General features: G+C 62.9%; 22 protein-coding genes. 10 read left to right on the top strand and 12 right to left on the bottom strand.

What is annotated here, in order from left to right; all coding sequences use genetic code 11:
• The 3 genes from pdhA to ACGYK9_RS02870 form a co-directional block, all read right to left on the bottom strand.
• A complete protein-coding gene (gene pdhA, locus ACGYK9_RS02880; RefSeq protein ID WP_067265381.1) occupies positions 1–1,008 on the bottom strand; it encodes a pyruvate dehydrogenase (acetyl-transferring) E1 component subunit alpha in 1,008 nt (335 codons plus the stop codon).
• Between the two features lie 205 nt (positions 1,009–1,213).
• Positions 1,214–1,513, bottom strand: coding sequence for a septum formation initiator family protein (locus tag ACGYK9_RS02875; protein WP_067265383.1), 300 nt, complete (start codon positions 1,511–1,513; stop codon positions 1,214–1,216).
• Positions 1,514–1,634: 121 nt separating this feature from the next.
• Positions 1,635–2,813, bottom strand: a complete 1,179-nt coding sequence (locus ACGYK9_RS02870) for a phosphoglycerate kinase (protein ID WP_394408338.1) — start codon at positions 2,811–2,813, stop codon at positions 1,635–1,637.
• A 127-nt stretch (positions 2,814–2,940) separates the two neighbouring features.
• Between ACGYK9_RS02870 and ACGYK9_RS02865 the strand changes: the two genes are divergently transcribed.
• Positions 2,941–3,447, top strand: a complete 507-nt coding sequence (locus ACGYK9_RS02865) for a peptidylprolyl isomerase (protein WP_394403571.1) — start codon at positions 2,941–2,943, stop codon at positions 3,445–3,447.
• Positions 3,440–3,994, top strand: coding sequence for a peptidylprolyl isomerase (locus tag ACGYK9_RS02860; RefSeq protein ID WP_394408336.1), 555 nt, complete (start codon positions 3,440–3,442; stop codon positions 3,992–3,994). The genes ACGYK9_RS02865 and ACGYK9_RS02860 overlap by 8 nt, the downstream gene beginning before the upstream one ends.
• Before the next feature lie 230 nt (positions 3,995–4,224).
• Here ACGYK9_RS02860 and ACGYK9_RS02855 read toward each other — a convergent pair whose 3' ends face one another.
• The 4 genes from ACGYK9_RS02855 to ACGYK9_RS02840 form a co-directional block, all read right to left on the bottom strand.
• On the bottom strand, positions 4,225–4,725 hold the full coding sequence (locus ACGYK9_RS02855) for a polymer-forming cytoskeletal protein (RefSeq protein ID WP_394408333.1): 501 nt from the start codon (positions 4,723–4,725) through the stop codon (positions 4,225–4,227).
• A complete protein-coding gene (locus ACGYK9_RS02850; RefSeq protein WP_394408331.1) occupies positions 4,715–6,043 on the bottom strand; it encodes a DUF5930 domain-containing protein in 1,329 nt (442 codons plus the stop codon). Before ACGYK9_RS02850 ends, ACGYK9_RS02855 begins: the two co-directional genes overlap by 11 nt.
• A gap of 193 nt (positions 6,044–6,236) precedes the next feature.
• Complete coding sequence (locus tag ACGYK9_RS02845) at positions 6,237–7,055, bottom strand: ferritin-like domain-containing protein (protein ID WP_209217615.1); 819 nt, start codon at positions 7,053–7,055, stop codon at positions 6,237–6,239.
• Positions 7,052–7,525 carry a peroxiredoxin gene (locus ACGYK9_RS02840; RefSeq protein WP_394408328.1) on the bottom strand — a complete coding sequence of 158 codons (474 nt, stop codon included), beginning with the start codon at positions 7,523–7,525 and terminating at the stop codon, positions 7,052–7,054. The genes ACGYK9_RS02845 and ACGYK9_RS02840 overlap by 4 nt, the downstream gene beginning before the upstream one ends.
• 108 nt (positions 7,526–7,633) lie before the next feature.
• On the opposite strand from ACGYK9_RS02840, the gene ACGYK9_RS02835 reads away from it, so the two are divergent.
• The 8 genes from ACGYK9_RS02835 to uvrA all read left to right on the top strand — a co-directional run bounded on the left by ACGYK9_RS02835 (position 7,634) and on the right by uvrA (position 20,414).
• A complete protein-coding gene (locus tag ACGYK9_RS02835) occupies positions 7,634–10,975 on the top strand; it encodes a DUF3971 domain-containing protein (RefSeq protein WP_394408325.1) in 3,342 nt (1,113 codons plus the stop codon).
• 40 nt (positions 10,976–11,015) lie between these two features.
• Positions 11,016–12,080, top strand: a complete 1,065-nt coding sequence (gene queA, locus ACGYK9_RS02830; RefSeq protein ID WP_394408322.1) for a tRNA preQ1(34) S-adenosylmethionine ribosyltransferase-isomerase QueA — start codon at positions 11,016–11,018, stop codon at positions 12,078–12,080.
• Between the two features lie 72 nt (positions 12,081–12,152).
• Positions 12,153–13,487, top strand: a complete 1,335-nt coding sequence (locus ACGYK9_RS02825; protein ID WP_394408319.1) for an MFS transporter — start codon at positions 12,153–12,155, stop codon at positions 13,485–13,487.
• 65 nt (positions 13,488–13,552) lie between these two features.
• Positions 13,553–14,152: a DUF924 family protein gene (locus ACGYK9_RS02820; protein ID WP_394408316.1), complete on the top strand. Its 600-nt coding sequence runs from the start codon at positions 13,553–13,555 to the stop codon at positions 14,150–14,152.
• A 97-nt stretch (positions 14,153–14,249) separates the two neighbouring features.
• Positions 14,250–15,644, top strand: coding sequence for a dihydrolipoyl dehydrogenase (gene lpdA, locus ACGYK9_RS02815; RefSeq protein WP_394408313.1), 1,395 nt, complete (start codon positions 14,250–14,252; stop codon positions 15,642–15,644).
• A gap of 72 nt (positions 15,645–15,716) precedes the next feature.
• Complete coding sequence (locus tag ACGYK9_RS02810; protein WP_394408311.1) at positions 15,717–16,280, top strand: methyltransferase domain-containing protein; 564 nt, start codon at positions 15,717–15,719, stop codon at positions 16,278–16,280.
• Positions 16,281–16,286: 6 nt separating this feature from the next.
• Entirely contained in the window at positions 16,287–17,462 is a 1,176-nt protein-coding gene (locus ACGYK9_RS02805) for an MFS transporter (protein ID WP_394408309.1), read from the top strand.
• A gap of 66 nt (positions 17,463–17,528) precedes the next feature.
• Positions 17,529–20,414, top strand: coding sequence for an excinuclease ABC subunit UvrA (gene uvrA / locus ACGYK9_RS02800; RefSeq protein WP_394408307.1), 2,886 nt, complete (start codon positions 17,529–17,531; stop codon positions 20,412–20,414).
• A 36-nt stretch (positions 20,415–20,450) separates the two neighbouring features.
• Here the strand turns inward: uvrA and mmsB are convergent, their stop codons facing one another.
• From mmsB to ACGYK9_RS02775, 5 genes are all read right to left on the bottom strand, one after another.
• A complete protein-coding gene (gene mmsB, locus ACGYK9_RS02795) occupies positions 20,451–21,335 on the bottom strand; it encodes a 3-hydroxyisobutyrate dehydrogenase (RefSeq protein ID WP_394408305.1) in 885 nt (294 codons plus the stop codon).
• On the bottom strand, positions 21,332–22,375 hold the full coding sequence (locus ACGYK9_RS02790) for an enoyl-CoA hydratase/isomerase family protein (RefSeq protein WP_394408302.1): 1,044 nt from the start codon (positions 22,373–22,375) through the stop codon (positions 21,332–21,334). Before ACGYK9_RS02790 ends, mmsB begins: the two co-directional genes overlap by 4 nt.
• A 7-nt stretch (positions 22,376–22,382) precedes the next feature.
• Positions 22,383–23,525, bottom strand: coding sequence for an acyl-CoA dehydrogenase family protein (locus tag ACGYK9_RS02785; protein WP_394408299.1), 1,143 nt, complete (start codon positions 23,523–23,525; stop codon positions 22,383–22,385).
• 81 nt (positions 23,526–23,606) lie between these two features.
• Positions 23,607–24,716, bottom strand: coding sequence for a carboxylate-amine ligase (locus tag ACGYK9_RS02780; RefSeq protein ID WP_394408296.1), 1,110 nt, complete (start codon positions 24,714–24,716; stop codon positions 23,607–23,609).
• A gap of 55 nt (positions 24,717–24,771) precedes the next feature.
• Positions 24,772–26,271, bottom strand: coding sequence for a CoA-acylating methylmalonate-semialdehyde dehydrogenase (locus ACGYK9_RS02775; protein WP_394408293.1), 1,500 nt, complete (start codon positions 26,269–26,271; stop codon positions 24,772–24,774).
• Positions 26,272–26,381 lie beyond the last annotated feature (110 nt).

Raw genomic sequence — 26,381 nt, 5'->3', positions numbered from 1 at the left:
TCAGGCCTCCTGCGGAACTTCGGTTGCGTAGATGTCGGTCCAGAGCTCGTCGAGATTGGGCTCCGGGCTCTCCTTGGCGAAATCGGCGCTTTCGTTCACGATTTGCTTGATCTCCTTGTCGATGGCCTTGAGATCTTCCTCGCTCGCGTGGTTGCCCTCCAAGAGCAGGCTGCGCACGGCCTCGATCGGGTCGCGTTCGTCGCGCATTTTCTGCACTTCCTCGCGGGTGCGGTATTTCGCGGGGTCGGACATGGAGTGACCGCGATAGCGGTAGGTCTTGATCTCCAGAATATAGGGGCCGTCCTTGCGGGCGTGTTCCACGGCCTTCTGACCGGCTTCCTTGACCGCCAGCACGTCCATGCCGTCGACCGCCTCACCGGGGATGCCGAAGGCGCGGCCGCGTTCCCAGATCTCGGCCGAGGAGGTCGAGCGCTGCTGCGAGGTGCCCATGGCGTATTGGTTGTTCTCGATCACGAAGATCACCGGCAGTTTCCACAGAGCGGCCATGTTGAAGGTCTCGTAGACCTGGCCCTGGTTCGCCGCACCATCGCCGAAATAGGTGAAGGTGACGCGCCCGTTGCCCTTGTATTGATCGGCAAAGGCAAGGCCCGCGCCAAGCGGCACCTGCGCCGCGACGATGCCGTGACCGCCATAAAAATGCTTCTCTTTCGAGAACATATGCATCGAGCCGCCCTTGCCCTTGGAATAACCGCCCTCGCGGCCCGTCAGCTCGGCCATGACGCCGTTAGGGTCCATGCCGCAGGCCAGCATATGCCCGTGGTCGCGGTAGGAGGTGATGCGCTTGTCGCCTTCCTCAGCAGCGGCCTCAAGGCCGACAACAACCGCTTCTTGTCCGATATAGAGGTGACAGAACCCCCCGATCAGCCCCATGCCGTAAAGTTGTCCGGCTTTCTCTTCAAACCGCCGGATCAGCAGCATGTCGCGGTAGTAGCTGGTCAGCTCCTCCGCCGAGACATTGGGTTTCTTGCTCGATTTCCTCGCGGCCATGGACGTCTCCTCCGTCGGCTTTGGTCAGGTGCCAAAAGTAGTTTAGCGTTAAACTATTCCCTAACGCATTCCAGAATGGATTGCGAGAGACTTTGTGACGTGGTGCGCGCACCACGGCTGACAAGGCGCAGGAGGCCAGAGATTTCGTATGATTGCAAGGCCGCAGGCGCAGGGCAGGGGCCGATAGACGATAAGCCGCGAAAGCTTAGCGAATGACGATCTCATCGGTGCGGACCATGCCCAGCACTTTGCGCGCGCGTTCGTCCAGAAGATCAAGGTCAAGGTAGTCGTCCGACAGGCGGCGGGTCAGGTTTTCCATCCGGGCAACTTCGGCGCGGACCTCGGCCAAACGGTCGCTCAGCTTTTGGTTCTCGGCCACGATCTCGGTCCGACGGAACAGGCCGAAATCCCCCTGGACGGCGGCAAAAGTAAAATACAGGCTCAGCGCGAAAGCGATTGCGAAGAACAGTAATGTGCCGAAAGCCGGTCGGGTGTTGCGTGTCATGGTTCTGCCTCTGCGTCTCTTGGCGGACGTGACACCAGTATGCCACAGACGATTCGTCATGGGAATCCCACAATTGCGGGAAACCCGTTGTTTTTAACGGTAAATCGGGTTTTTGTGCGACTTAGCCGCCCAAAGCGGCGACGCCGGGCAGGGTCTTGCCCTCCATCCATTCAAGGAAGGCGCCCCCGGCGGTGGAGATATAGGTGAAATCATCCGCCACGCCCGCTTGGTTCAGCGCCGCGACCGTGTCACCGCCCCCAGCGACGGAGGTCAGTGTGCCTTCGCGGGTCTTTGCGGCGGCGGCTTGGGCCGCGGCGACGGTGGCGGTGTCGAAGGGCGGGATTTCAAAGGCTCCCATGGGGCCGTTCCAGATCAGGGTGCGCAGCTCGGCAAAGGCCGTCTCAACCAATGCGACAGTCTCGGGGCCGGCGTCGAGCACCATCTGATCTGTCGCGAGTTTTGCATCAGGCCCAAGCGGGGCGACCTCATGGGCCGCACCCTTGGCGAACTCCCGCGAGACCAGACCGTCGACCGGCAGGATGACCCGGCAGCCTGCCTTTTCGGCCTGCGCCATGATGTCCTTGGCCGTGTCGTAATAGTCCGGCTCTTCCAACGATTTGCCCAAATCGGCCCCGAGTGCGGCGAGGAAGGTGTTTGCCATGCCGCCGCCGATAACCAAGACGTCGAGCCGGTTCACGAGGTTTTCCAAAAGCGCGATCTTGGTCGAGACTTTGGCCCCGCCCACGACAGCGCCCACCGGGCGCTCGGGCTTGGCCAGTGCCGCCTCCAGCGCCGAGAGCTCCGCCTGCATCAAGCGCCCCGCGCAGGCAGGCAGCAGCCGCGCCAGCGCCTCGGTCGAGGCATGGGCGCGGTGCGCGGCAGAGAAGGCATCGTTGCAATAGATATCGCCGAGCGTGGCCAACCGGCGGGCGAAATCTTCGTCATTGGCCTCTTCACCGGGGTAGAAGCGGATGTTTTCCATGAGTTGCAGATCGGCCTGCGCGTCGCCTGCGGCGTCCAGCGATGGCAAGAATGCCACGTCGCGGCCCAGTGCCTTTTCCAGCGTGGGGAGGACTTGGCGCAGGCCCATTTCCTCGACGACCTTGCCCTTGGGCCGTCCGAAATGCGCCAGCAGCGTCACCTTGCCACCGCGCGACAGGATGTCGTTCACCGTGGGGACGATCCGCTCGATCCGCGTGGCATCGGTGACGCGGCCCTCTTCGACCGGCACGTTGATGTCGACGCGCAAGAGCACCCGCTTGCCGTCCAGTTCCATATCGTCCAGTGACTTCCAGCCCATCGATCTTCTCCCAATCCAATCTCTTGCGCTGTGTTTTGCTGTTATCGGGCCTCAGGTCAATGCGCGGCTTGGCAATCGCGGCCAAGCTCCTTAGGTATCTGGCAAAGACAAATCAAAGGATTGCCCCATGGCCGAGATCAAAGACCCCGAGAATACCATCCTGATGGAACTGAAGGACGGCACCGTCACCATCGAACTGATGCCCGACCTCGCGCCCAAGCACGTGGAGCGCATGAAGGAACTGGCGCGCGCCGGGAAATACGATAATGTCGCCTTCCACCGCGTGATCGAAGGGTTTATGGCCCAGACTGGCGACGTGGCCAATGGCAACATGGAAGACAACTTCAACCTGCGCGCGGCGGGCACTGGCGGCTCGGACCTGCCGAACCTGCCCGCAGAATTCTCCAAGGTTCCGCACGCCCGCGGCACCATCGGTGCGGCCCGTTCGGCCAACCCCGACAGCGCCAACAGCCAGTTCTTCATCAACTTCAAGGACAATGACTTCCTCAACGGTCAATACACCGTTTACGGGCAGGTCATTTCTGGCATGGAGCATGTCGACGCGATCACCCGGGGCGAGCCGCCTGCGAACCCTGACCGCATGATCTCCGTCAAGGTGGCCGCAGATGCGTAAGATCGCCACCTCCAGCGCCGTTCTGGCGCTTCTCGGCTCGGCGGCCATGGCCACCGGGCTCGAGATCGAGGTCGCGGGCGAGGCCAATGGCACCGTCAAGATCGACCTGCTCGAAGACGTCGCGCCCAACCACGTGGCGCAGATCACCGAACTGGCCGAGGAAGGCGCCTATGACGGGGTGGTCTTTCACCGCGTGATCGACGGTTTCATGGCGCAGACCGGCGATGTGCAGTTTGGCCGCGCCGATGGCGACACTGCGCGCGCTGGCATGGGCGGCTCCGAGAAGCCTGACCTGAAAGCGGAGTTCTCGGACATTGCCTATGAGAAGGGCGTCGTCGGCATGGCCCGTAGCCAGAGCCCCGACAGCGCCAACAGCCAGTTCTTCATCATGTTCGACGAAGCACCCTTCCTTAACGGTCAGTACACCGTGGTTGGCAAGGTCACCGAAGGGCAGGACGTGGTCGATGCCATCAAGCGCGGCACCGGCCCGAACGGCGCCGTCGTGGGCACGCCGGACGTGATGCAGAAGGTCACTGTGACTGAGTAACGTTCCGACTAGCATCGCGTGGGGTGGGCTTGCTCACCCCGCGCACCGGCCAGCTCAGGCCGTGATGAAATGAGCGTTATCGCCAGTGGCCTGCCCGCAGAGCAGCGGGGTGCATATTCCAAGCTATTGATATTGGCGAAGCGGGCAGGGCGCAGCGTAGACCGCCCCCCCCCAAGCAAACAGGCGCCGCATTCCCTGCGACGCCTGCGAATGTTTAGCCTGCCGAAACCTTATGACGCGGGGTTCGGCTTCTGCGCGGGTGCGGATTTCGCGCCGGGGTTCAGCGGGTCGTCCTGACGCTGCACGGAGCCTTCGAAATGCGCGCCGGATTCGATCGCGATGGTTTTGTGGATGATGTCGCCTTCGACCCGCGCGGTCGATGTCAGGCGCACCTTGAGGCCACGCACGCGGCCCACGATGCGGCCATTGATCACCACGTCATCGGCAACCACTTCGCCCTTGATCGTCGCTGTCTCACCAATGGTCAGCAGATGGGCGCGAATGTCGCCTTCGACTGTGCCTTCAACCTGAACGTCGCCCGTCGTTTTCATGTTGCCGGTCACATGCAGGTCCGAAGACAGAACGGATGCGGGCGGCTTCGCCTTGGGCGCGCTGGCCTTGAACTCGCTCTGCTTAGCGGGCGCGGGGGACGCCGAAGCATTGGAAGGTGCCGGTTTGGACACATCTGCATCCTGAGGGGCGGGATCGTTGATTTTGCTTTTAGAAAACATCGTTTGCAGCCTTGATATAGATCATGGGGTTAACAGCCTTGCCACCTACGCGGACTTCATAGTGGAGATGGACACCGGTGACCCGTCCTGATGCTCCCATATCACCAATATGCTGCCCGCGCGAGACTCTTTGACCAACTTTCACGCGCAGCTTGGACATGTGGGCATAACGGGTCTCGATGCCGAACTCATGCTGGATCTTGACCAGACGGCCATAGCCCGAGGACCAGCCTGCGTGAATCACCACGCCATCGGCGGTCGCATAAAGCGGCGTGCCCATGCCGGCGGCAAAGTCGACGCCCTTGTGCATGCGGCGGCCACCTGTCTTGGGATCGCGGCGATAGCCGAACTGGCTGGTGAAGCGGAAAGCGTTTTTGACCGGGTTTGCGAAAGGCGCCTTTTCGGCGGCGATGCGGTAGAGGTTCAACCGGTCCATCTGGCCCAGCAGCTTGTTCGCACGCAGCGTGTCGGGGCTCAGCTCTTCGCCGCGGGTGGTGAAGGACAGCGGTGTCATTGGCCCGCCTTGGCCGGAATAGCCACGGCGCACGGTGGCGAGGATACGGTCAGTCGGCATGCCCGCGCTGCGGAACATCTTGTCAAGCGGGGCGACAGAGACGCTCATCGCTTCTTCAAGCTGGCGGAAGATCGCGTCGTTCTGGTCGCGCATCAGCGCGATTTCCTGCGCCATCTCATCGGCCTGCAACAGCGCATCCTGCGCGTCGACCACGACCTTGTCGCGCTCCGCCGCGGTCCGGGCAAGGGCTTGGGCAAGGAAATCGACCGGTGCTTGATCGGCATCGGCGCGCAGGATGCCTGCTTCGCCATTCTCAAGGCTGCCTTCCAGTTCGGCCAGTTTCAGCCGGGCCTTCTGGCGGTCTTTCATCGTGTCACGCAGGGTGGATTGGATCACCTCGATCCCGGTTTCCAATTCGCGGCGGCGCGTCTCAGAGGCCAACAGTTCGGACTGCATGACGGAAATCTGTGTCAGCGCGGCGTTAAAGCGGTCTTGGGCGGCAAGCGCCTCTTCGGCGCGCAGGTCGCGCTGCGCGGAAAGCTCGTTCAACCGGGCCTGATAGGTGCGCTGGTCGCGTTTGGCCTGTTCGCGGAAATTGCCGGAGCCAATGCTGTCCATCAAGATGATGGCGGTGGCGATGATGGCCCAAGAGACCAGAAAGGCCGATCCCGCCAGCCCAAGGATCTGGGTGCCGGGCCGCAGGCGGATGAAACGTGTGTCGCTGTCGGATTTCAAAAAGACGCGGCGTTCGGGAAAATACTGCTCAAGCAGAGCATGCGTCTTGATGGCAATCCGTGTGCGCACGTTTTCGTCCTTTGTCCCGTCCCGTCGGTGCGCGGGGCTCGGCCCCTTCGCGCCCAACGTCAATAGCCAGTGCCCGCGAATGGGGCAACCCTATTGACCCGCGCCTGCGCGGCATTCCCCCATTCGCCCAAAAAAGCGCTTTTTCATTGGCAAAAAACCGCCGATACCAAGCACTTGCTGCGTCAGGCCCGGTTCAGCTTGGCCCGCCATCCGCGGTCAGGGGCCAGTAGAAATCGGGCGGGATTCCCGCCTCGGCGCGCTTTTCCTCGTTGAAGGGCGGCTTCAGATCGCCATGGAAATACTTGCGCACGAGGGCATGAAAACGGTCCTTTGGGTCGTCGTCATGGCGGCCACAGAGGAAGTGAAACCACTTGCTGCCATAGGCCACATGGGCGACCTCTTCGGCATAGATCGTCTCAAGCGCGGCCACGGCGCTGTCGGCCTTTGCTTTGCGGAAAATCTCGATCATCCCGGGGGTCACATCAAGGCCGCGCGCCTCCAGCACCATGGGCACCACGGCGAGGCGGCCCATCAGATCGTCCACCGTGTCTTCGGCGGCGCGCCACATGCCGGCATGGGCGGGCATGGCACCGTAATGGCTGCCCATTTCCTCAAGACAGTCGCACATCAGGTTGAAATGTTTGGATTCGTCATCAGCTGCTTTGACCCAATCGTCATAAAAGCCCAAGGGCAGCGGCACATGGGAGAAGCGGGCGATCACATCCCAATGCAAATCCACGGCGTTCAACTCGATATGCGCCACGGCATGGAGCAGCGCCGCGCGGCCTTCGGGCGTGCCGGGACGGCGGCGCGGGACGTCGCGGGGCGAGAGCAACTCGGGCTGTGCGGGCCGGGCAGGGTGCAGCGGCGGGTCGGCGCGGCCCACCTCGGGGCGTTCACCGGCCTCGCGGGCCGAGAGCCACTGCGCCGCATATTTCCGCGACAGCGCGGTCTTCTCGCGCCCATCTGCCGTGCGCAGCACCGCCTCGGCCATTTCCGCCAGCGGCATCATGCGCCGCGCACCGCGTCGAGCACGGCATCCACATGGCCCGGCACCTTCACCTTGCGCCAGACCTGCGCGATCTGCCCTTCGGCGTCGATCAGATAGGTCGCGCGTTCAATGCCCATGGATTTCTTGCCGTACATGTTCTTTTCGACCCAAACCTCATAGGCTTCGGTCACCGCGCCATCGGTGTCTGACAAAAGCGGCACCGTCAGCGCGTGTTTGGCGGCGAATTTGTCGTGTTTGTCCATACTGTCACGCGAAATGCCAAAGACCTGCACGCCTGCCTCGGCGAACTCAGAAAAACGCTCGGAAAAGCCGATCGATTCCTTGGTACAGCCGGGCGTGTCGTCGCGCGGGTAGAAGAACAGAACAACCGGCGCGCCGCGCAAGGCAGAGAGCGTGATCTCGCCACCGCCGGTCACGGGAAGGGTGAAATCCGGGGCCGGTTGGCCGGGCTGGGGTCCGATCTGCGACATGGGGCGGTTCCTTTGGCTTGTGAAGGGTCGTTCAGGGCTGTCATACTGCATCTGATTTGACAACGTCAAAGCCGCCCCAGAAAGCCGCCCCAGTCGAACCGGAGCCCGATGCGCGACCCGTCCCTTTCCAGTCCCCCTGCGCCAGATGGCGAAGGGCCGCCGCGCCGCCGGTCGCGCCGCCGCGCGGGGATCGTCTCGGCTGTGGTGCTGGTGCTCTTGGCGGCGCTGGCCACCGGGGCGGCGGTCTATTTCACCGGGCGTCCGATTCCGGCGCCGCTTTGGGTGCAGACACGGATCGAGGCGCGGATCGCCTCGGCCCTGCCGCAAGCGCGGGTGGATTTCGGCGCGATGGAATTCGTCGTCGATGAGGGTTGGCGCCCCCGCGTGCGTTTGCAAGACATCTTTGTCACCACGCCCGAGGGCGATGAGATCGTCAGTTTTAATGAGTTCAAGGCCAGCCTGTCGATGCAGTCCCTGCTGCGCGGTGTGGCGCAGCCGCGGGCGATTTCGCTTTCGGGCGTGGTGGCCAACCTGCGCCGCGGGGCGGATGGCCGGGTGAGCCTGAGCGCCGGAGCCGGGATTGCCCCACCCGAGCGGGAGGCGGCGACCCTGCCGCAACTTATCGGCCAGATCGACGAGGTGCTGGCCGCACCCGCGCTTTCCGCCCTACGCTCGGTCGAGTTGCGCGCGCTGACACTGCGGTTCGAGGACGCGCGCGCAGGCCGCGCTTGGACCGGGGACGGCGGGCGGCTGCGCCTGTCGCGTAGCGGCGATGCGCTTGACCTCTCCGCCGATCTTGCGGTGCTGAGTGGGGGCGCGGGAGTGGCCACGTTGACCGCGAATTACAGCAGCCAGATTGGAGAGAATGCGGCGACCTTCGGCGTGACATTCGACGGGGTCGATGCGCGCGACATCGCGGCGCAGGGGCCAGCGTTTTCGTGGCTTGAGGTGCTGCGGACCAATATCTCGGGCGCGGTGCGCAGCGGCATCGACAGCGCGGGCCGTTTCGCGCCGATCAACGCCTCTCTGCAGATCGGCAAGGGTGTGTTGCAGCCCAATGCGCAGACCAAACCGATCCCCTTCGATGGGGCGCAGAGCTATTTCAGCTATGATCCCGCGCGCCATTTGCTGCGCTTTGACGAGATGTCGCTCGATAGCCCTTGGGTCTCGGGCAATATCACCGGCAGTTCGCAACTGGGCGACGTCACGGGCGGCATTCCGGGGCGGATGGTGGGGCAGTTCAGCCTGCGCGACCTGCGGGCCAATCCGGCGGAGGTCTATCCTGAGACGGTGGCCTTGGATCAGGCGGATATCGACTTTGAACTCAGCCTAAACCCGTTTCGCCTGAAACTGGGCCGTCTGGAGATCAGCGATCAGGGCCGCAACCTGCGCCTTGATGGCGCGCTGGTGGCCGAGGCGGAGGGCTGGAACCTGTCGCTCGACGGGCGGATGGACCGGCTCAGCCCGGAACGCCTGTTGGCGCTCTGGCCCGAGGGGGTGAAACCCAAGACCCGCAAATGGCTGGACGAGAACCTTCACGCGGGCCGAATGCGCAACCTCGATCTGGCGCTGCGGATGGCGCCGGGGGAAGCGCCGCAGACCTATGTTGCCTTCGACTATGCCGGGGCCGAGGTGCGGTTTCTGAAGACCCTGCCACATATTATGGACGGCAGCGGCCATATGAGCCTGCTCGACAACCGCCTTGTCGTCACGGTGGACGCGGGCGAGGTGATCGCGCCGCAGGGCGGGGCGGTGACTCTGGATGGCTCGTCCTTCATCATTCCTGACGTGCGGGTGAAAGACGGCAGCCCCTCGGTTATCCGGCTTAACACGCGCTCCACCCTGACCGCGGCGCTGTCGCTGCTGAACCAGCCGCCGATGCGGGTGATGGAAAAGGCCGGGCTGCCCGTGACGCTCGCGGATGGGGAGGCGGTGCTGAAAGGCACGCTGGCGCTGCCGTTGAAAAAGGGCGGCAAGCCCGAAGACGTGCGCTATCACTTTGCGGGGGATTTGCTGGCGCTCTCGACCGATACGCTCGTTAAGGACCGCAGCCTTCAGGCCAGCAAACTGGCCATCACCGCCGACAATGACCGTATCACCATCGGCGGCGCGGGACGTATCGACGGGGTAGGCTTCGACGGGGAATGGTCGCAGGCAATCGGCCTCGGCTCGGACGAAAGCCGCCTGACGGCTCAAGTGGCGCTGACCCCGGCGGGGCTCGAAGCCTTTGGCGTGGCACTGCCCCCCGGCAGCCTGCGCGGTGAAGGGCGCGGGCAGATTGCCGTGGACCTCAAGAAGGGCGAAGCGCCGCGCTTCACCTTGCAAAGCGATCTGGCGGGTTTGGGCGTCTCCGTCCCGCAACTGTCATGGAGCAAGGCGCCGGGCACCAAGGGCGAGTTGCGACTGGCGGGGCGTTTGGGCGAGACGCCGAATATCGACGCCTTTCAATTGAACGCGCCGGGGCTGCGGGTGGCGGGCTCCATCGACCTCGCCCCCGGCGGCGCATTGGACCGGGTGCGGATCGACCGGCTGCGGCGGGGCGACTGGCTGGATATCCCGTTGCAACTGATCGGGCAGGGCAAGGGCAACCCGGTGCAGGTGGTGCTGGGCGGCGGCACGCTCGACATGCGCCGGGCCGAGTTCGGCGGGGCCGAGGGGCAAGCTGGGCCGCCGATGCGCGTGGCGCTGGACCGGTTGCAGATCACCGACACGATTTACCTGACCGATCTTTCGGGCACATTCGACACCGCCAAGGGAATGGACGGCGCCTTTACCGCCCGGCTCAATGGCGGCACGCCGGTGCAGGGGCGGGTGCTGCCCCAGGCGGGGCGCAGCGCGGTGCGGGTGGTCTCGGACGACGCAGGCGGGGTGCTGCGCTCTGCCGGGTTGGTTAAACAGGTGGTCGGGGGCAATCTGTCGCTCACCCTGCTGCCGGTCGGCTCGGGCGGGGCCTTTGACGGGCAGATCACGGTCAGCGATGTCGCCATTCGCGATGCGCCGGGGATCGCGGCGCTGGTCAATGCCATCTCGGTCGTCGGGCTAATCAACGAGCTCAACGGCGACGGGATTTACTTCGACGATGTGGAGGCGAATTTTCGCCTGACCCCGAACCGCCTGACCTTGACCGAGGCCAGCGCCGTGGGCGCGTCCTTGGGCCTGTCGATGGACGGTGTCTATGTGCTCGACAGCGGGTTGATCGACATGCAGGGCGTGATCTCTCCAGTCTATATGTTCAACGGGATCGGGTCGCTCTTTACCCGCAAGGGCGAGGGGCTGATCGGGTTCAATTACCGGCTCACGGGGGCCGCGAAAGACCCCAGCGTTTCGGTCAACCCGCTCTCGGCGCTCACCCCCGGCATGTTCCGCGAGCTGTTTCGCCGTCCGCCGCCCCAGCCGCCACAGGTGCAGGGCCAAGCGAATCCGGTTGCCCGGGTGCCGGAGGAACGCTAAGCGCCAAAGCGACCCTGCCGCCAGACCCGGAGCCGCGCCGATGAAGCTTTCCGATTTCGATTTCGATCTGCCTGAGACCCTGATCGCCACCCGCCCCGCCAACCCGCGTTCTTCCGCGCGGTTGCTGGTGGCCGAGGGCGACGCTCTGCACGACCGGCGCGTGACCGACCTGACCGACTGGCTGCGCCCCGGCGACCGATTGGTGCTGAACGACACCCGCGTGATCCCCGCACGGCTGAGCGGCATTCGCCGCCGGGCCTCGGCCCAAGGGGCGGTGCAGGCCAAGATCGAAGTCACCCTGTTGGAGCCGCGCGGGAACGGCACTTGGTCGGCGCTGATTAAGCCGCTGCGCAAGCTGAAGATTGGCGAAGAGGTCGTCTTTTCCGACGATCTGCGCGCCACGTTGGAAGCAGTGGAAGACGGGCAGGGGCATCTGCGGTTCAATTGCGCGGGCGATGATTTCGATGCGGCGCTTAATGCCGCGGGGGCGATGCCGCTGCCGCCCTATATCGCCGCCAAACGTGCCGCTGATGCGCAGGACATGACCGATTACCAAACCGTCTTTGCCCGCCACGCGGGCGCGGTCGCGGCGCCTACGGCCTCGCTGCATTTCGACGAGCCGCTGCTCGAAGCACTGGCCGCGAAGGGCATCACATTTAGCCATGTCACCCTGCATGTCGGCGCGGGCACCTTCCTGCCGGTCAAGGTCGACGACATCTCGGAACACAAGATGCACGCCGAATGGGGCCGGGTTAGCGCAAAGGCCGCTGAAGAGATTGCCGCCACCCGCGCCGCCGGAGGGCGCGTGATCCCCGTGGGCACCACCGCCCTGCGCTTGATCGAGACGGCGGCCCGTGGTGGTGAGATCACCGCTTGGGAAGGCGACACCGATATTTTCATCACGCCGGGGTTCACGTTCAACGTCACCGACGGGCTGATGACGAATTTCCACCTGCCCAAATCCACGCTGATGATGCTGGTCTCGGCCCTCATGGGGGTGCAGCGGGTGAAGGGTATCTATGCCCATGCCATCGGCGAGGGCTATCGCTTTTTCTCCTACGGCGATTCCTCCCTTCTGCTGCCTGAGGCGCAAAAACCCGCTTGAATGTCGCACTAGGGGGTGACTAGCCTGCGATTGCCGTCCATGGGAGGGCTTGGGCGAACAAGGAATTGACTGATGGTTCAAGTGGTTTCAAGCGCATGGGCGCTTTTGCTGGGCATGTGCCTGTTGATGGTCGGCAACGGCATGCAAGGCACGCTGCTGGGTATCCGCGGCGGCATCGAAGGCTTCTCGACCTTCCAGATGTCGATCGTCATGTCGGCCTATTTCGTGGGCTTCCTCGGCGGGTCGCGCATGGCGCCGGGGATGATCCGGCGGGTGGGCCACGTGCGGGTCTTTGCGGCATTGGCCTCGCTGATCTCGGCGGTGATGATCATCTATCCGACCTTCCCCAATACCATCGTCTGGTCGCTGGGCCGGGTGCTGATCGGCTTTTGCTTCTCCGCCGTCTACGTGACCGCGGAAAGCTGGCTGAACAACGCCGCCACGAATGAGAACCGTGGGCAGGCGCTCTCGGCCTATATGATCGTGCAGACACTGGGCATCGTGATCGCGCAGGCGCTCTTGCTGACCGCCGACCCCTCGGGCTTCGTGCTCTTCGTCATCCCCTCGGTGCTGGTGAGCATCGCGGTGACCCCGATCCTTTTGTCGATCAGCCCGACACCGCCTTTTGATACCACCAAGCCGATGAGCCTGCGCGAGTTGATGGATTTCTCGCCCTTGGGCTGTGTCGGCATGTTCCTTCTGGGCGGCGTCTTCTCCGCGCAGTTCGGCATGGCGGCGGTTTACGGCGCCGAGGCCGGGCTGAGTGTCGGGCAGATTTCACTTTTCGTGGCGATGTTCTTCGTCGGCTCCGTGATCCTGCAATACCCCATCGGCTGGATCTCGGACCGCATGGACCGCCGCAGCCTGATCGTCATCGTTGCCACGCTCGGCGGTATCGGCTCGGTCATCGGGATGACGCTGGGCCATATCTTCCCGATCCTGCTGGCCACGGCCTTTCTGGTGGGCGGCATGTCGAACCCGCTCTACTCGCTGCTCATGGCCCACACCAACGACTTTCTTGAGCATGAGGACATGGCCTCGGCCTCGGGCGGGATGATATTTATCAACGGCTTGGGCGCGGTTCTGGGCCCGGTGATCACCGGTTGGATGATGGGCACGGCGCTTGGGCCGGGGGGCTTTTACCTCTTCACCGCCGTGCTTTTCGCCGCTCTGGCCGCCTATGCCTCCTACCGTAAGACACAGCGTGCCGCGGTACCGGTCGACGAGACGGGCAACTACGTGCCGATCTACCCTTCGGCCACTGCCGTGGCCGTGGAGATCGCGCAGGAATATATCATTGAAACGGAACAGGAGGCCGCCGAGGAGGCTGCCCAAGAAAACGCCGAAGCAGAGAAAAACGCCCCTGATAGCGATAACGATGTCGCGGATGACATAAAACGTGACTAGGCTTTTGCGGTAAGACGTTCTTAACTTTAACGAAACGCCCAGATTGCGGCAAAGGAGTGTGCGGGATGGCTGCTACAAATGCAGAACCCCAAGATGTACTGAATTTCTGGCTCGAAGGCGTAGGTCCGGCCGGATGGTACAACAGTTCCGAAACGTTGGACGCTGATATCCGCGCGCGTTTCGAGGGGCTTTGGAATGAGGCGCAGGCGGGCAAGCTGAACCACTGGCTGACCAATCCCACCGACGCGCTGGCCTTTCTGATCCTGACGGATCAATTCCCGCGCAACATGTTCCGCGACACGGGCAAAGCCTTCTCCAGTGACCGGACCGCGCTGGCGGCGGCAAAGCTGGCGATTGAAAAGGGCTGGGACATGCGGGTTGAGGCGCCCGCGCGGCAGTTCTTCTACCTGCCGCTGATGCATTCCGAAAACCTCTGCGATCAGGACCGCTGCGTGCGTCTGATGTGCGAGCGAATGCCGAAAAGCGACGGCAGCAACCTGTTGCATGCCCGCGCCCACCGCGAAGTGATCCGCCAGTTTGGCCGTTTTCCCTATCGCAATAAGGCGCTGTCACGCAGTTTCACCGCGCAGGAGACCTCCTATCTCGACGCGGGCGGCTATGGGCGGACGGTCAAGGGCCTGCGCGCGGAACTTCAAGCGGCCTGAGCCTTGGGCAGGCCGGGGCAACACGCGTGGTTGTGGCGATTGCAAATATGGTTTAGCGGTAAACTATATTTGCAAACCCTAACGCGAGGTCCTTGCCATGGCTGCCAAATCCTTTGATCTGATCGTGATCGGTGCGGGGCCGGGCGGCTATGTCGCCGCGATCCGTGGCGCACAGCTTGGCCTTAAGGTCGCGGTGGTTGAACGGGAAAATCTCGGCGGTATCTGCCTCAACTGGGGCTGTATCCCCACCAAGGCGCTGCTGCGCTCTGCCGAAGTGTTCCACCTGATGCACCGGGCTAAGGACTTCGGTCTGGCCGCCGACAAGATCGACTATGATCTTGAGGCCGTGGTCAAACGCTCGCGCGGCGTGGCCAAGCAGATGGAAGGCGGGGTCAAACACCTGCTGAAGAAAAACAAGGTCGAGGTCTTCATGGGCGAGGCTTCGATCCCCGCGAAGGGGAAGGTCTCCGTCAAAACCGAGAAGGGCGGCGAGGAGCTGACGGCCAAGAATATCGTGCTCGCCACCGGCGCACGGGCCCGCGAATTGCCGGGGCTGGAGGCGGACGGCAAGCGCGTCTGGACCTACCGCCACGCCCTGCAACCTGTGCACGACCCCAAGAAACTGCTGGTCATCGGGTCCGGTGCCATCGGCATCGAATTTGCGAGCTTTTACAACACCCTTGGCGCCGATACCACGGTGGTCGAGGTGATGGACCGCGTGCTGCCTGTCGAAGACGAAGAGATTTCGAAGTTCGCCAAAAAGGCATTCGAAAAACAGGGCATGACCATCATGCAAAAGGCCACGGTCAAGAAGCTCGACCGTGCGGACGACAAGGTCACCGCCCATATCGAGCGGGACGGCAAGGTCGAGAAGCTTGAGTTCGACACCGTGATTTCCGCCGTTGGCATTGTTGGCAATACCGAAGGGCTGGGGCTGGAAGAGCTTGGCGTCAAGGTCGACCGCACCCATGTCGTGACGGATGAATATTGCCGCACCGGGGTCGATGGGCTCTTTGCCATTGGCGACATCGCGGGTGCGCCCTGGCTTGCGCATAAGGCCAGCCACGAGGGCGTCATGGTGGCCGAGCTGATCGCGGGCCAGAAACCCCATCCCGTCAAACCCGAAAGCATCGCCGGCTGCACCTATTGCCACCCCCAAGTCGCCTCCGTCGGGCTGACCGAGGCGAAGGCCAAAGAGCAGGGCTATGACATTAAGGTCGGGCGTTTCCCCTTCATCGGCAATGGCAAGGCCGTGGCTTTGGGTGAGCCTGAGGGGCTGGTGAAAACCATCTTCGACGCCAAAACCGGCGAACTTCTGGGCGCGCATATGGTCGGGGCCGAGGTGACGGAGCTGATCCAAGGCTATGTCGTGGGTCGCCAGTTGGAGACCACCGAAGAAGACCTGATGAACACCGTCTTCCCGCATCCGACGCTCAGCGAGATGATGCATGAATCTGTGCTCGACGCTTTCGACCGCGTGATTCATATGTAAAGCGCGCGGGGCAGGGCGCGCCCAACGCGCCTCGCCCCGCCGTACTTCGGCCAAACCGTCGGGAGCCATGTCGTGGTCAGCCTAAACCGTGTCGTCATGCACCGAAGCACCCGCCGGATGATTGACCGTTTGAACCCTGAAACGCTGGACGCCGCCGAAATCTCCGGCAAGTTCGGCAAACGGTTCACGTTCAAGAGCTACACCCAGTTCGCCTATCCGACCTACGACATCTGCGCAGGGCCCTTCACCGATCCCACGAGCGGTGCCGTGCGGCAGTTCAATCTGATCCTCGCCAATCAGGTTTGGGAGCATCTCGACCGGCCCTATACGGCCTTGGGGCATGTTCAACAGATGCTCAGGCCGGGTGGATATTTCTGGATCGCCGTGCCGTTTTTCATCCCCTTTCATGCCGCCCCAAATGACAACTCCCGTTGGTCCGCCCGGGGCCTGCAGAACCTGCTGATCGAAGCCGGGTTTGAGGTGCATCGGATCACCGCCAAACAATGGGGCAACCGTGCCGCCGCCGCCCGCAATCTGGAGCCTGACGGGCCCCCGGCTTTCGACAAGACCACAGATGATTTGACCAACGACCCCGAGATGCCGCTCTGCGCTTGGGCGCTGGCCCAGAAGGCTTGAGGGGAGATGGCTGAACACACCTCCTTTCTGCGCGTCTTTGCGCTTTGGGCCGCGGGGCTGGGGGCGGCAGCGCAATATGGCAAGATGAGTGTCATCTTCGACCTGCTGCCGGATATCTACCCGCAGGCCGGGGCGGCGCTCGGGTTCTTGGTCTCCTTGGTGGGCGGAGTCGGAATCCTCCTTGGTGTCGTGGCGGGGCTGGTGGTCGCCCGGGTCCGCTATCGCCGCGCGCTTCTCTTCGCCCTTTGGCTTGGCGCGGCTGTGTCGGCATTTCAGATGTTCTTGCCGGGCGTTGGCTGGATGCTGGCCAGCCGCGTGGTCGAAGGTCTGTCGCATCTGGCCATCGTCGTCGCCGCGCCGACCCTCATCGCGCAGCTCAGCACCGTGAAAGACCGCGGGTTTACCCTGACCCTCTGGGGCACCTTCTTTGGCGTCGCCTTCGCGGTCCTGACGCTTTTCGGCCGCCCGCTCGCATTGAACTGGGGTGTGCCAGCGCTCTTCGCCGTTCACGCGGTCTATATGGCGGGCTGCGCGCTGGTGCTCTCCACCAGTCTGCGTAGCTTGCCGGAGGAGGGCGCGCAGCCGCCTTTCTCCCTGCCGCAGATACTCCGCGATCACCTTGCGATTTACCGGTCACCCTTCCTCTCTGCCCCGGCGGCGGGTTGGCTATTCTATACATTCAGCTTCGTCTCCATCCTCACTGTCTTGCCGCCCTACCTCCCCGAGGCATGGCGCGCGGTCACCATGGCCGCCATGCCGCTCACCAGTATCGCGGTGTCGATGACCATTGGCGTGGCGCTGCTGCGCCGCCTGCCAGCGGTCTACGTCGTGCAAACGGGCTTTGGCCTCTCGGCCCTTTCCATGGTTTGGCTCTGGCTCGCCCCCGGCACCCCGCTGGCCTGTCTGGCGCTTGCTGGGGCCATGGGGCTGATCCAAGGGGCAAGTTTCACCGCTGTGGCGCAGCTGAACACCGGCCCTGCCGCGCAGGCACAGGCCAACGGCGCGGTGGCGCAGATGGGCAACCTCGGGAACAGCCTCGGCACGCCGGTCATGGCCTTCGGCCTGGCAAGCTTCGGCGCCGCGGCGCTGCCGCTACTCGCGGGCGGGGCTTTCGTTATGGGGCTTGTGGCACATCTTCTCCTCGGTGCGGCCCGACGTCGCAGGCGGCACGTTCCTGTTTAGTTCTCACTTTTCCGTTGGAAAACACTGCATCAGCACCTATGTACAAATCGTTAAGAGGGGCATGTGATGGCTGAGCTGAAGAATATTGAAGTGCGCGGCGCGCGCGAGCACAATTTGAAGAACATCGACGTGGATATTCCACGGGACCAACTGGTTGTAATCACCGGGCTTTCTGGTTCCGGCAAGTCGAGTCTTGCCTTCGACACGATCTATGCCGAAGGGCAGCGGCGCTATGTGGAATCGCTCTCGGCCTATGCGCGGCAGTTCCTTGACATGATGCAAAAGCCGGATGTGGATCACATTTCCGGCCTCAGCCCCGCCATCTCAATCGAGCAAAAGACCACGTCGAAGAACCCAAGGTCGACCGTCGGCACGGTAACCGAGATTTACGACTACCTGCGTCTGCTCTTCGCCCGCGTTGGCACGCCCTATAGCCCCGCCACCGGCAAGCCCATCGAAGCGCAGCAGGTGCAGGACATGGTCGACCGGATCATGACGATGGAAGAGGGCACGCGGGCCTATCTGCTGGCCCCCATCATCCGCGACCGGAAGGGGGAATACCGCAAAGAATTCATCGAGTTGCGCAAGCAGGGCTTCCAGCGGGTCAAGGTGAATGGCGACTTCTACGACCTGGATGAGCCGCCGACCTTGGATAAGAAATTCCGCCATGACATTGACGTCGTCGTAGATCGGATCGTGGTGCGCGAAGGTTTGGAAACGCGGCTTGCGGACTCGCTTCGCACCGCGCTCGACCTTGCCGACGGGATCGCTGTGCTGGAAACGGCCCCCAGCGAAGGAGAGGCAGAACGCCACACGTTCTCCGAGAAATTCGCCTGTCCCGTCAGTGGCTTCACCATCCCCGAGATTGAGCCGCGGCTGTTCTCTTTCAACGCGCCCTTCGGGGCTTGCCCGTCTTGCGACGGCCTTGGCGTCGAGCTTTTCTTCGACGAACGTTTGGTGGTGCCGGATCAAAACCTAAAGATCTATGATGGGGCGTTGGCACCATGGCGTAAGGGGAAGTCTCCGTACTTTAAGCAGACCATCGAAGCCATTGCGAAGCATTACAATTTTGACCAGAAGACCCGTTGGAAAGACCTGCCTGAGAAAGTGCAGAACGTCTTCCTCCACGGCTCCGGTAAGGAGGAGATCACCTTCCGCTATGACGAGGGCGGCCGCGTCTATGAGGTGAAGCGGGTGTTCGAGGGCGTCATCCCCAACATGCAGCGGCGCTACCGCGAAACCGATAGCAATTGGGTGCGCGAGGAGTTTGAGCGCTATCAGAATAACCGCCCCTGTGGCACCTGCGGCGGCTATCGCCTGCGGCCCGAAGCGCTGGCGGTGCGGATTGGCCCCCGGGACGGCGGTGAAGATGAATTGCTTCATATCGGCAAGGTGGTCGAGATGTCGATCCGCGAGGCTTTCGACTGGTGCAAGACGGTGCCAGACCATCTGACCGATCAGAAGAACGAGATTGCCCGGGCCATTTTGAAGGAAATCCGGGAGCGTCTCGGCTTCCTTAATAACGTTGGTCTTGAGTACCTTACGATGTCACGTTCAAGCGGTACTTTAAGTGGTGGTGAGAGTCAGCGCATTCGTTTGGCGAGCCAGATCGGCTCGGGGTTGACGGGCGTTCTCTATGTTCTTGATGAGCCGTCGATTGGTCTGCACCAGCGCGACAATGACCGTCTCCTCGATACACTGAAGAACCTGCGCGATCAGGGGAACACTGTGATCGTGGTTGAGCACGATGAGGAGGCCATCCGCGAGGCGGATTACGTCTTTGATATTGGGCCGGGGGCTGGGGTCCACGGCGGGCAGGTTATCAGCCATGGCACGCCGCAAGAGGTTGCAGCCGATCCGAATTCTGTCACGGGTCAATACCTTACCGGCGTTCGCGAAATCTCGGTCCCGGCGAAGCGGCGCAAGGGGAATAAGAAGAAGTTGCAGGTGGTAAAGGCCACCGGCAACAACTTGCAGAATGTGACGGTGGACTTTCCGCTGGGGAAGTTCGTCTGCGTGACGGGCGTGTCAGGGGGCGGTAAATCGACCCTGACGATTGAGACGCTGTTCAAGACCGCTTCGATGAATCTGAACGGTGCACGACAGACGCCTGCGCCGTGTCAAACGATCAAAGGGTTGGAGCATCTCGATAAGGTCATCGACATTGACCAACGCCCGATTGGGCGAACTCCGCGTTCTAATCCAGCAACTTATACGGGGGCCTTCACCCCAATCCGCGACTGGTTTGCCGGGCTGCCGGAGGCCAAGGAGCGCGGCTATAAGCCCGGGCGCTTCTCCTTCAATGTCAAAGGGGGTCGTTGCGAGGCCTGTCAGGGCGACGGGGTCATTAAGATCGAGATGCACTTTCTGCCGGACGTCTATGTGGAATGCGAGACCTGTAAGGGCGCGCGCTATAACCGCGAGACGCTAGAGGTGAAGTTCAAGGGCAAGAGCATCGCCGATGTCCTTGATATGACTGTGGAAGATGCGCAGAGCTTCTTTGCCGCGGTGCCGTCGATCCGTGAGAAGATGGACGCCCTGATGCGGGTTGGTCTTGGGTATATCAAGGTCGGTCAACAGGCGACGACGCTTTCGGGCGGTGAGGCGCAGCGGGTGAAGCTCAGCAAAGAGTTAAGCAAACGCTCGACCGGGCGTACGCTTTACATTCTGGATGAGCCAACCACCGGTTTGCATTTTGAAGACGTGCGTAAGCTTCTGGAAGTGCTGCATGAATTGGTCGATCAGGGCAACTCGGTCGTGGTGATCGAGCATAACCTCGACGTGGTGAAAACAGCCGACCACATCATCGATATCGGCCCTGAGGGCGGTGACGGTGGCGGGCGCGTTGTGGCCACGGGGACGCCCGAAAAGGTCGCGGAGGTGGCCGAGAGCTATACGGGTAAGTACCTAAAGCCCATGCTGCGGAAGGAAACGAAAGTGGCGGCGGAATAACCGCCGCCACTTCATCGGGTCGGTTGTGGTAGGGGCTTAACCTTGATGCCCGCGCTGCTCGAACCGCGGGAGCATGGCAGAGAAATCCTTGCCCTTGCCGCCTTCTTCTTCGACGAAGCGGGTGTAGAGTTCTTTCGCCAGTGCGCCCATGGGCGTGTCGGCATTGGCCATTTCAGCGGCTTGCTGCGCGAGGCCGAGGTCTTTCAGCATCAGCTCCGCTGCGAAGCCCGGTTTGTAGTCATTGTCGGCAGGCGACTGCGGACCGACGCCGGGGGCAGGGCAATAGGCGTTCATTGACCATGAATAGCCGGAGGACGTGCTAACCACGTCGAACATGCGCTCACGATCAAGGCCCAGCTTGTCGGCGAGTGCGAAGGCTTCGCAGGTGGCGATCATCGTGGCGCCGAGGATCATGTTGTTGCAGATCTTCGCGGCTTGGCCCGCGCCCGCGTCGCCGCAGTGCACGGCCTTTTGCCCCATGATGTCGAAGAGCGGTTTGGCTTTCTCGAAGGCCGCCTCCGCACCGCCTGCCATGAAGGTGAGCGTGCCGCCCTGCGCGCCGCCGATGCCGCCGGAGACGGGGGCGTCGACGAAAAGCAGCCCGGCTTTCTGCGCTGCCTCTGCCGCGAAACGCGCGCTTTCTACATCGACGGTGGAGCAGTCGATCAGCAGCGCGCCGGGGGCCATATGGGCGACCGCTTCTTCGGCGACTTGGCGCAGGATCGCGCCATTGGGGAGCATGGTGATGACGACTTCGGCGTCGGTGACCGCCTCGGCGATGGTCTTGGCCTCGGCGACCCCTTCGGCGGTGGTGCCAGCCACGTCATTGCCGCGCACCGTATGGCCCGCGGCAGCGAGGTTGGCCGCCATCGGGCCGCCCATATTGCCCAGTCCGATGAAACCGATTGTGAGTTTGCTCATGAATTTTCCTCCAACTTCAATTCGTTGTCGCCCAAGGGGGCGAGCATGGCTGCGACATCGGCCTGCGGTACGTTCCAATCGGCATGTTGCCAGTTGGGGCTGCGATCCTTCTCGATGATCGCGGCGCGCACGCCTTCGATGAAGTCGCCTTTCTCCAGTGATCGCGCGGTAAAGCGGTATTCCTGTTGCAGCGCCGGGACCATGCCGATGCCCGGGCCGCGCAGACGGCGGAGCATTTCCAGCGTGCAGCCCATCGACAGGGGGGAGTTGCGGCGCAGGGTCTTCAGCGTCTCGGCGGCGAAGGCGCTTTCCGATATGGAAAAGGTGGCTTCGATCTTTGCTAAACTCTCCGTGGCGAAGAGGTGGTCTACCTCCTCCTGAACCTCGGCTAGTTTGGATGGGGGCGGGGTCGTCGCCGCGCGGTCGAGGATGAAGGGATCGCCGTTTTCTTCCAACCGCGCGATCAGCTCGGGCCATTGGTCTTCGGGGATGAAGTAGTCCGCAAAGCCCGCGTGCAGCACATCCGCCGGACCCATGCGCGCCCCGGTGAGGCCGAGGTATTCGCCCATTCGCCCCGGTGCCTGCGCCAGCAGCAGCGTGCCGCCGACATCTGGCACCAAACCGATGCCGCATTCCGGCATGGCGATCTTGCTCGTCTCACCCACGACGCGGTGCGAGCCGTGGCAACCGATGCCGACGCCGCCGCCCATGGTGAAGCCCTGCATGAAGGAGATCACCGGTTTGGGGTAGCCATGCAGCTTGTTGTTGAGCCGGTATTCATCGGCCCAGAACTGCCGGGCGAAATCGTAATCGCCCTCCTTGCCGGTCTGGTAGAGTTGCGCGACGTCGCCGCCAGCGCAGAAGGCTTTCTCGCCCTCTGCGTCTAACACGACGACCGCGACCTCCGGGTCGTCGCGCCAAGCATCAATGGCCTTCTCGATGGCGATACACATGTCGTAGCTCAGCGCGTTCAGCGCCTTGGGCCGTGTTAGGGTGATGCGGCCCGCGCGCCCCGTTTTGCGGATGTTGATGTCACTCATAGGGGCCTCAGCGGTTCTTGAGCATGTCGCGGGCGACGATCACGCGCATGATCTCATTGGTGCCTTCGAGGATCTGGTGTACGCGCAGGTCGCGGACCAGCTTCTCGATGCCGTAGTCGGCAAGGTAGCCGTAGCCGCCGTGTAGTTGCAGGCACTGGTCGACAACCTTGCTGCCGGTCTCGGTCACGAATTTCTTGGCCATTGCGCAGAACTTGGTGGCGTCCGGCGCGCCGGTGTCGAGCTTCCATGCCGCCTGACGCAGGAAGGTGCGGGCGGCCTGAAGCTCGATCTCCATGTCGGCAAGGCGGAACTGCAGCCCCTGGAACTGGTCGATGGTCTGGCCAAAGGCCTTGCGGTCGCCCATGTATTCCAGCGTCTTGTTCAGCGCGGTCTGCGCGGCACCGAGCGAGCAGGCCGAGATATTGAGCCGCCCGCCGTCAAGGCCCGCCATGGCGTATTTGAAGCCCTTGCCCTCTTCGCCGACAAGGTTCTCGGCCCCGATCTTGCAATCGTCGAACTGCACCAGCGCCGTCGGCTGGCTCCGCCAACCCATCTTGTCTTCCAGACCGCCGAAGCTGAGGCCCGGGGTGCCGTCCTCGACATAGACGGTGGAGACGCCGCGCGCGCCCTCGTCGGAGGTGCGGACCATGGTGACATAGGCGTCCGAATAGCCGCCGCCCGAGATGAAGGCCTTGGTGCCGTTCAGGGTGTAGCCTTCGTTGGTCCGCTCGCAGCGGGTCTTGAGCGCAGCGGCGTCGGAGCCGGAGCCGGGCTCGGTCAGGCAGTAGCTCAGAACCGTCTCCATGGTGAGCACCTTGGGCATCACGCGCTCTTTCATCTCATCACTGGCGAAAGTGTCGAGCATCTTGGCGCACATGTTGTGGATCGAAAGGAACGCCGCGACCGAGGGGCAGGCCATCGAGAGCGCCTCGAAGACCAGCGTGGCGTCGAGGCGCGTGAGCCCCGCGCCGCCGGTCTCTTCGGAGACATAGAGCCCGCCGAAGCCCAGCTCGCCGATCTGCGGCCACAATTCCTTGGGGATGGTGCCGTCCTTTTCCCACTGACGGGCATGGGGGGCGATATTGTCCTGCCCAAAGGCATGGGCCATATCGAAAATGGCGGTCTGTTCCTCGTTCAATGCGAAATCCATCGCGGCTCCTCCCTGAAGTCATGTGTCCTTGGAACTGAACACTTGTTTAATTCTATCAGCCGAAAGGTATCGCAACAAGCGTCACAGATCGGCGTGGTATTCCTCGATCAGATTGCGGACGACAGCCTCGCCGCCTTTGCCCTCGGGCGCGTCGGCCCAGACTTTGCGCTGGCGGTCGGCAGAGGTGCCCTCTTTCACCACATCACGCAAGGCGCAGACCTCATCCAGACACCCGAGCGCTTCGGCATCCTCAGCGATCAGGCCGATGATCTCTTCGAACAGTTGGTCGAAGGGTTTGAGGGTCGGCCCGCCAAAGTCGATCAGCGTCTCGTTCACCCCGTAGCGCTGCGCGCGCCAGCGGTTTTCCTCGATCAGGAAACGGTCATACTCGCGCCAACGCAGGTTGCTGTCGCGCAGGCGCAGGAGGAAGCGCGCGATAGACTGGGTCAGACCCGCCAGCCCAAGCGCATGCGACAGGCGCGGCTGCACATCGCAAATGCGGCTTTCCAGCGTGGGGTAATGGGTCGAGGGGCGCAGGTCCCACCAGATTTTCGATTGATCGGGAATGATGTCGAGGTCGATCAACGCCTGCGTGCTGCGCTCATATTCCCCCCAGCTATGAAGCAGCGGCGGCAGGCCGGTGCGGGGCATGCTCTCCATCACCGCAAGACGGTAGGAGGCCAGTCCGGTGTCTTCGCCCTGCCAATAGGGCGAGGACGCCGAAAGAGCGAGCAGATGCGGCAGGAAATAGGAGAACTGCGGCATCAAGTCGACCCGCAGGTCGTCGCCGTCGATGCCGACATGCACATGCATCCCGCAACTCAGCATCCGGCGGGCGATGTTCTCCAACTCGCTCTCGATCTTGGCGTAGCGTTCCTTATGGGTGATCTCTTGGTTCTTCCAATCCGAGAAAGGATGGCAGGACACGGCGATGGGGGCGAGGTTATGTTTGGCGGCATGTTTGGCGATGGTGCTGCGCAGGTGGCGCAGATCGTCGCGGGCCTCGGCCACAGTGGCGCAGGGTTTGCTGCCAATCTCGATCTGACAGAGCAGCATCTCGGGGCTGACCTGATCGCCGAGGTCCTTGCGGCAATCCTCCATCAGCCCTGCGGGCGTGTCGGCCAGCGCCAGTGAATCCTTGTCGACTAGAAGGTACTCTTCTTCGATACCGATGGTGAATTCTTTTTGCATGGCGCTGGCCTCGTTCAATGGGGCCGACTGCCGCGGGGGCAGCCGGCGTGATGGATCACTCCATCACCGGGATGGAGAACTCGCCACCCTCCTTGATGCCCGACGGCCAGCGGGCCGTCACGGTCTTGGTGCGGGTGTAGAACTTGAACGCATCCGGGCCGTGCTGGTTCAAATCGCCGAAGACGGATTTCTTCCAGCCGCCGAAGGTGTGGTAGGCCAGCGGCACCGGGATCGGCACGTTCACACCGACCATGCCGATGTTGATGCGGTTGGCGAAGTCCCGCGCCGCATCGCCGTCACGGGTGAAGATCGCCGTGCCGTTGCCGTATTCGTGGTCCATCGCAAGGCCAAGCGCCTCTTCGTAGTCCTTGGCGCGGACGCAGGTCAGCACGGGGCCGAAGATTTCCTGCTTGTAGATGTCCATGTCCTTGGTCGCGCGGTCGAACAGGTGCGGACCGACGAAATAGCCGTTCTCATAGCCCTGTAGTTTGAAGTCGCGCCCGTCGACGACCAGTTCGGCGCCCTGATCGATGCCGGTCTGAACCAGACGTTCGATGTTGGCCTTGGCGGCGGCGGTGACGACGGGGCCATAGTCCACGTCGTTGCCGGCGGTGTAGGGGCCCACTTTCAGCTTTTCGATGCGCGGCACCAGCTTCTCGATCAGACGGTCGGCGGTTTCCTCGCCCACCGGCACGGCGACCGAGATCGCCATGCAGCGTTCGCCCGCGGCACCGTAGCCCGCACCCACCAGCGCGTCGGCGGCCTGATCGAGGTCGGCGTCGGGCATGATGATCATGTGGTTCTTGGCACCGCCGAAGCACTGCACGCGTTTGCCGTTGGCGCAGCCGGTGGCATAGATGTACTCGGCGATCGGGGTGGAGCCGACGAAGCCGATGGACTGGATCACGTCATGGTGCAGGATCGCGTCGACCGCTTCCTTGTCGCCGTTGACGACCTGCAGGATACCCTTGGGCAGACCGGCTTCTTCCAGCAGTTCGGCCAGCATCAGCGGCACGGAGGGGTCACGCTCGGACGGCTTGAGGATGAAGGCGTTGCCGCAGGCGATGGCGGGCGCGAACATCCACATCGGGATCATGGCCGGAAAGTTGAAGGGCGTGATGCCCGCGGTGACACCCAGCGGCTGGCGCATGGAGTACATGTCGATGCCGGGGCCTGCGCTGTCGGTGAAGTCCCCCTTCAGCAGTTCCGGCGCGCCGATGCAGTATTCCACCACTTCGAGACCACGCTGCACGTCGCCGGCGGCGTCGGGCAGGGTCTTGCCGTGCTCGCGGCTCAGCGCTTCGGCGAGCTTGTCCATGTCGCGGTTCAGCAGGGCCACGAATTTCATCAGCACGCGGGCGCGACGCTGCGGGTTGGTGGCGGCCCATTTCGGCTGCGCGGCCTGCGCGTATTCCACGGCCTTGTTCAACTCGTCGCCATTGGCCAGCGGCACCTTGGCCTGCACCTCGCCGGTGGCGGGGTTCATCACGTCGGCAAAGCGCCCGGAGGTGCCCTTAACGTGTTCGCCGTTCAGGTAATGCGTCATCTCTTGCATGATCGGTCTCCTCTATGGTTGGCGGCACGATAGCCTTGCAAAAAGAACCGGAACAGAGGAAGGATGGCAAAACCGTCTTGCATTTTTGCAAAACGTAAGAGGGCAGGTAG

The sequence above is a fragment of the Sulfitobacter sp. 1A15258 genome (assembly GCF_043557045.1).
Taxonomy (GTDB): domain Bacteria; phylum Pseudomonadota; class Alphaproteobacteria; order Rhodobacterales; family Rhodobacteraceae; genus Sulfitobacter; species Sulfitobacter faviae.
This window is presented reverse-complemented; position numbering and strand designations above follow the sequence as displayed.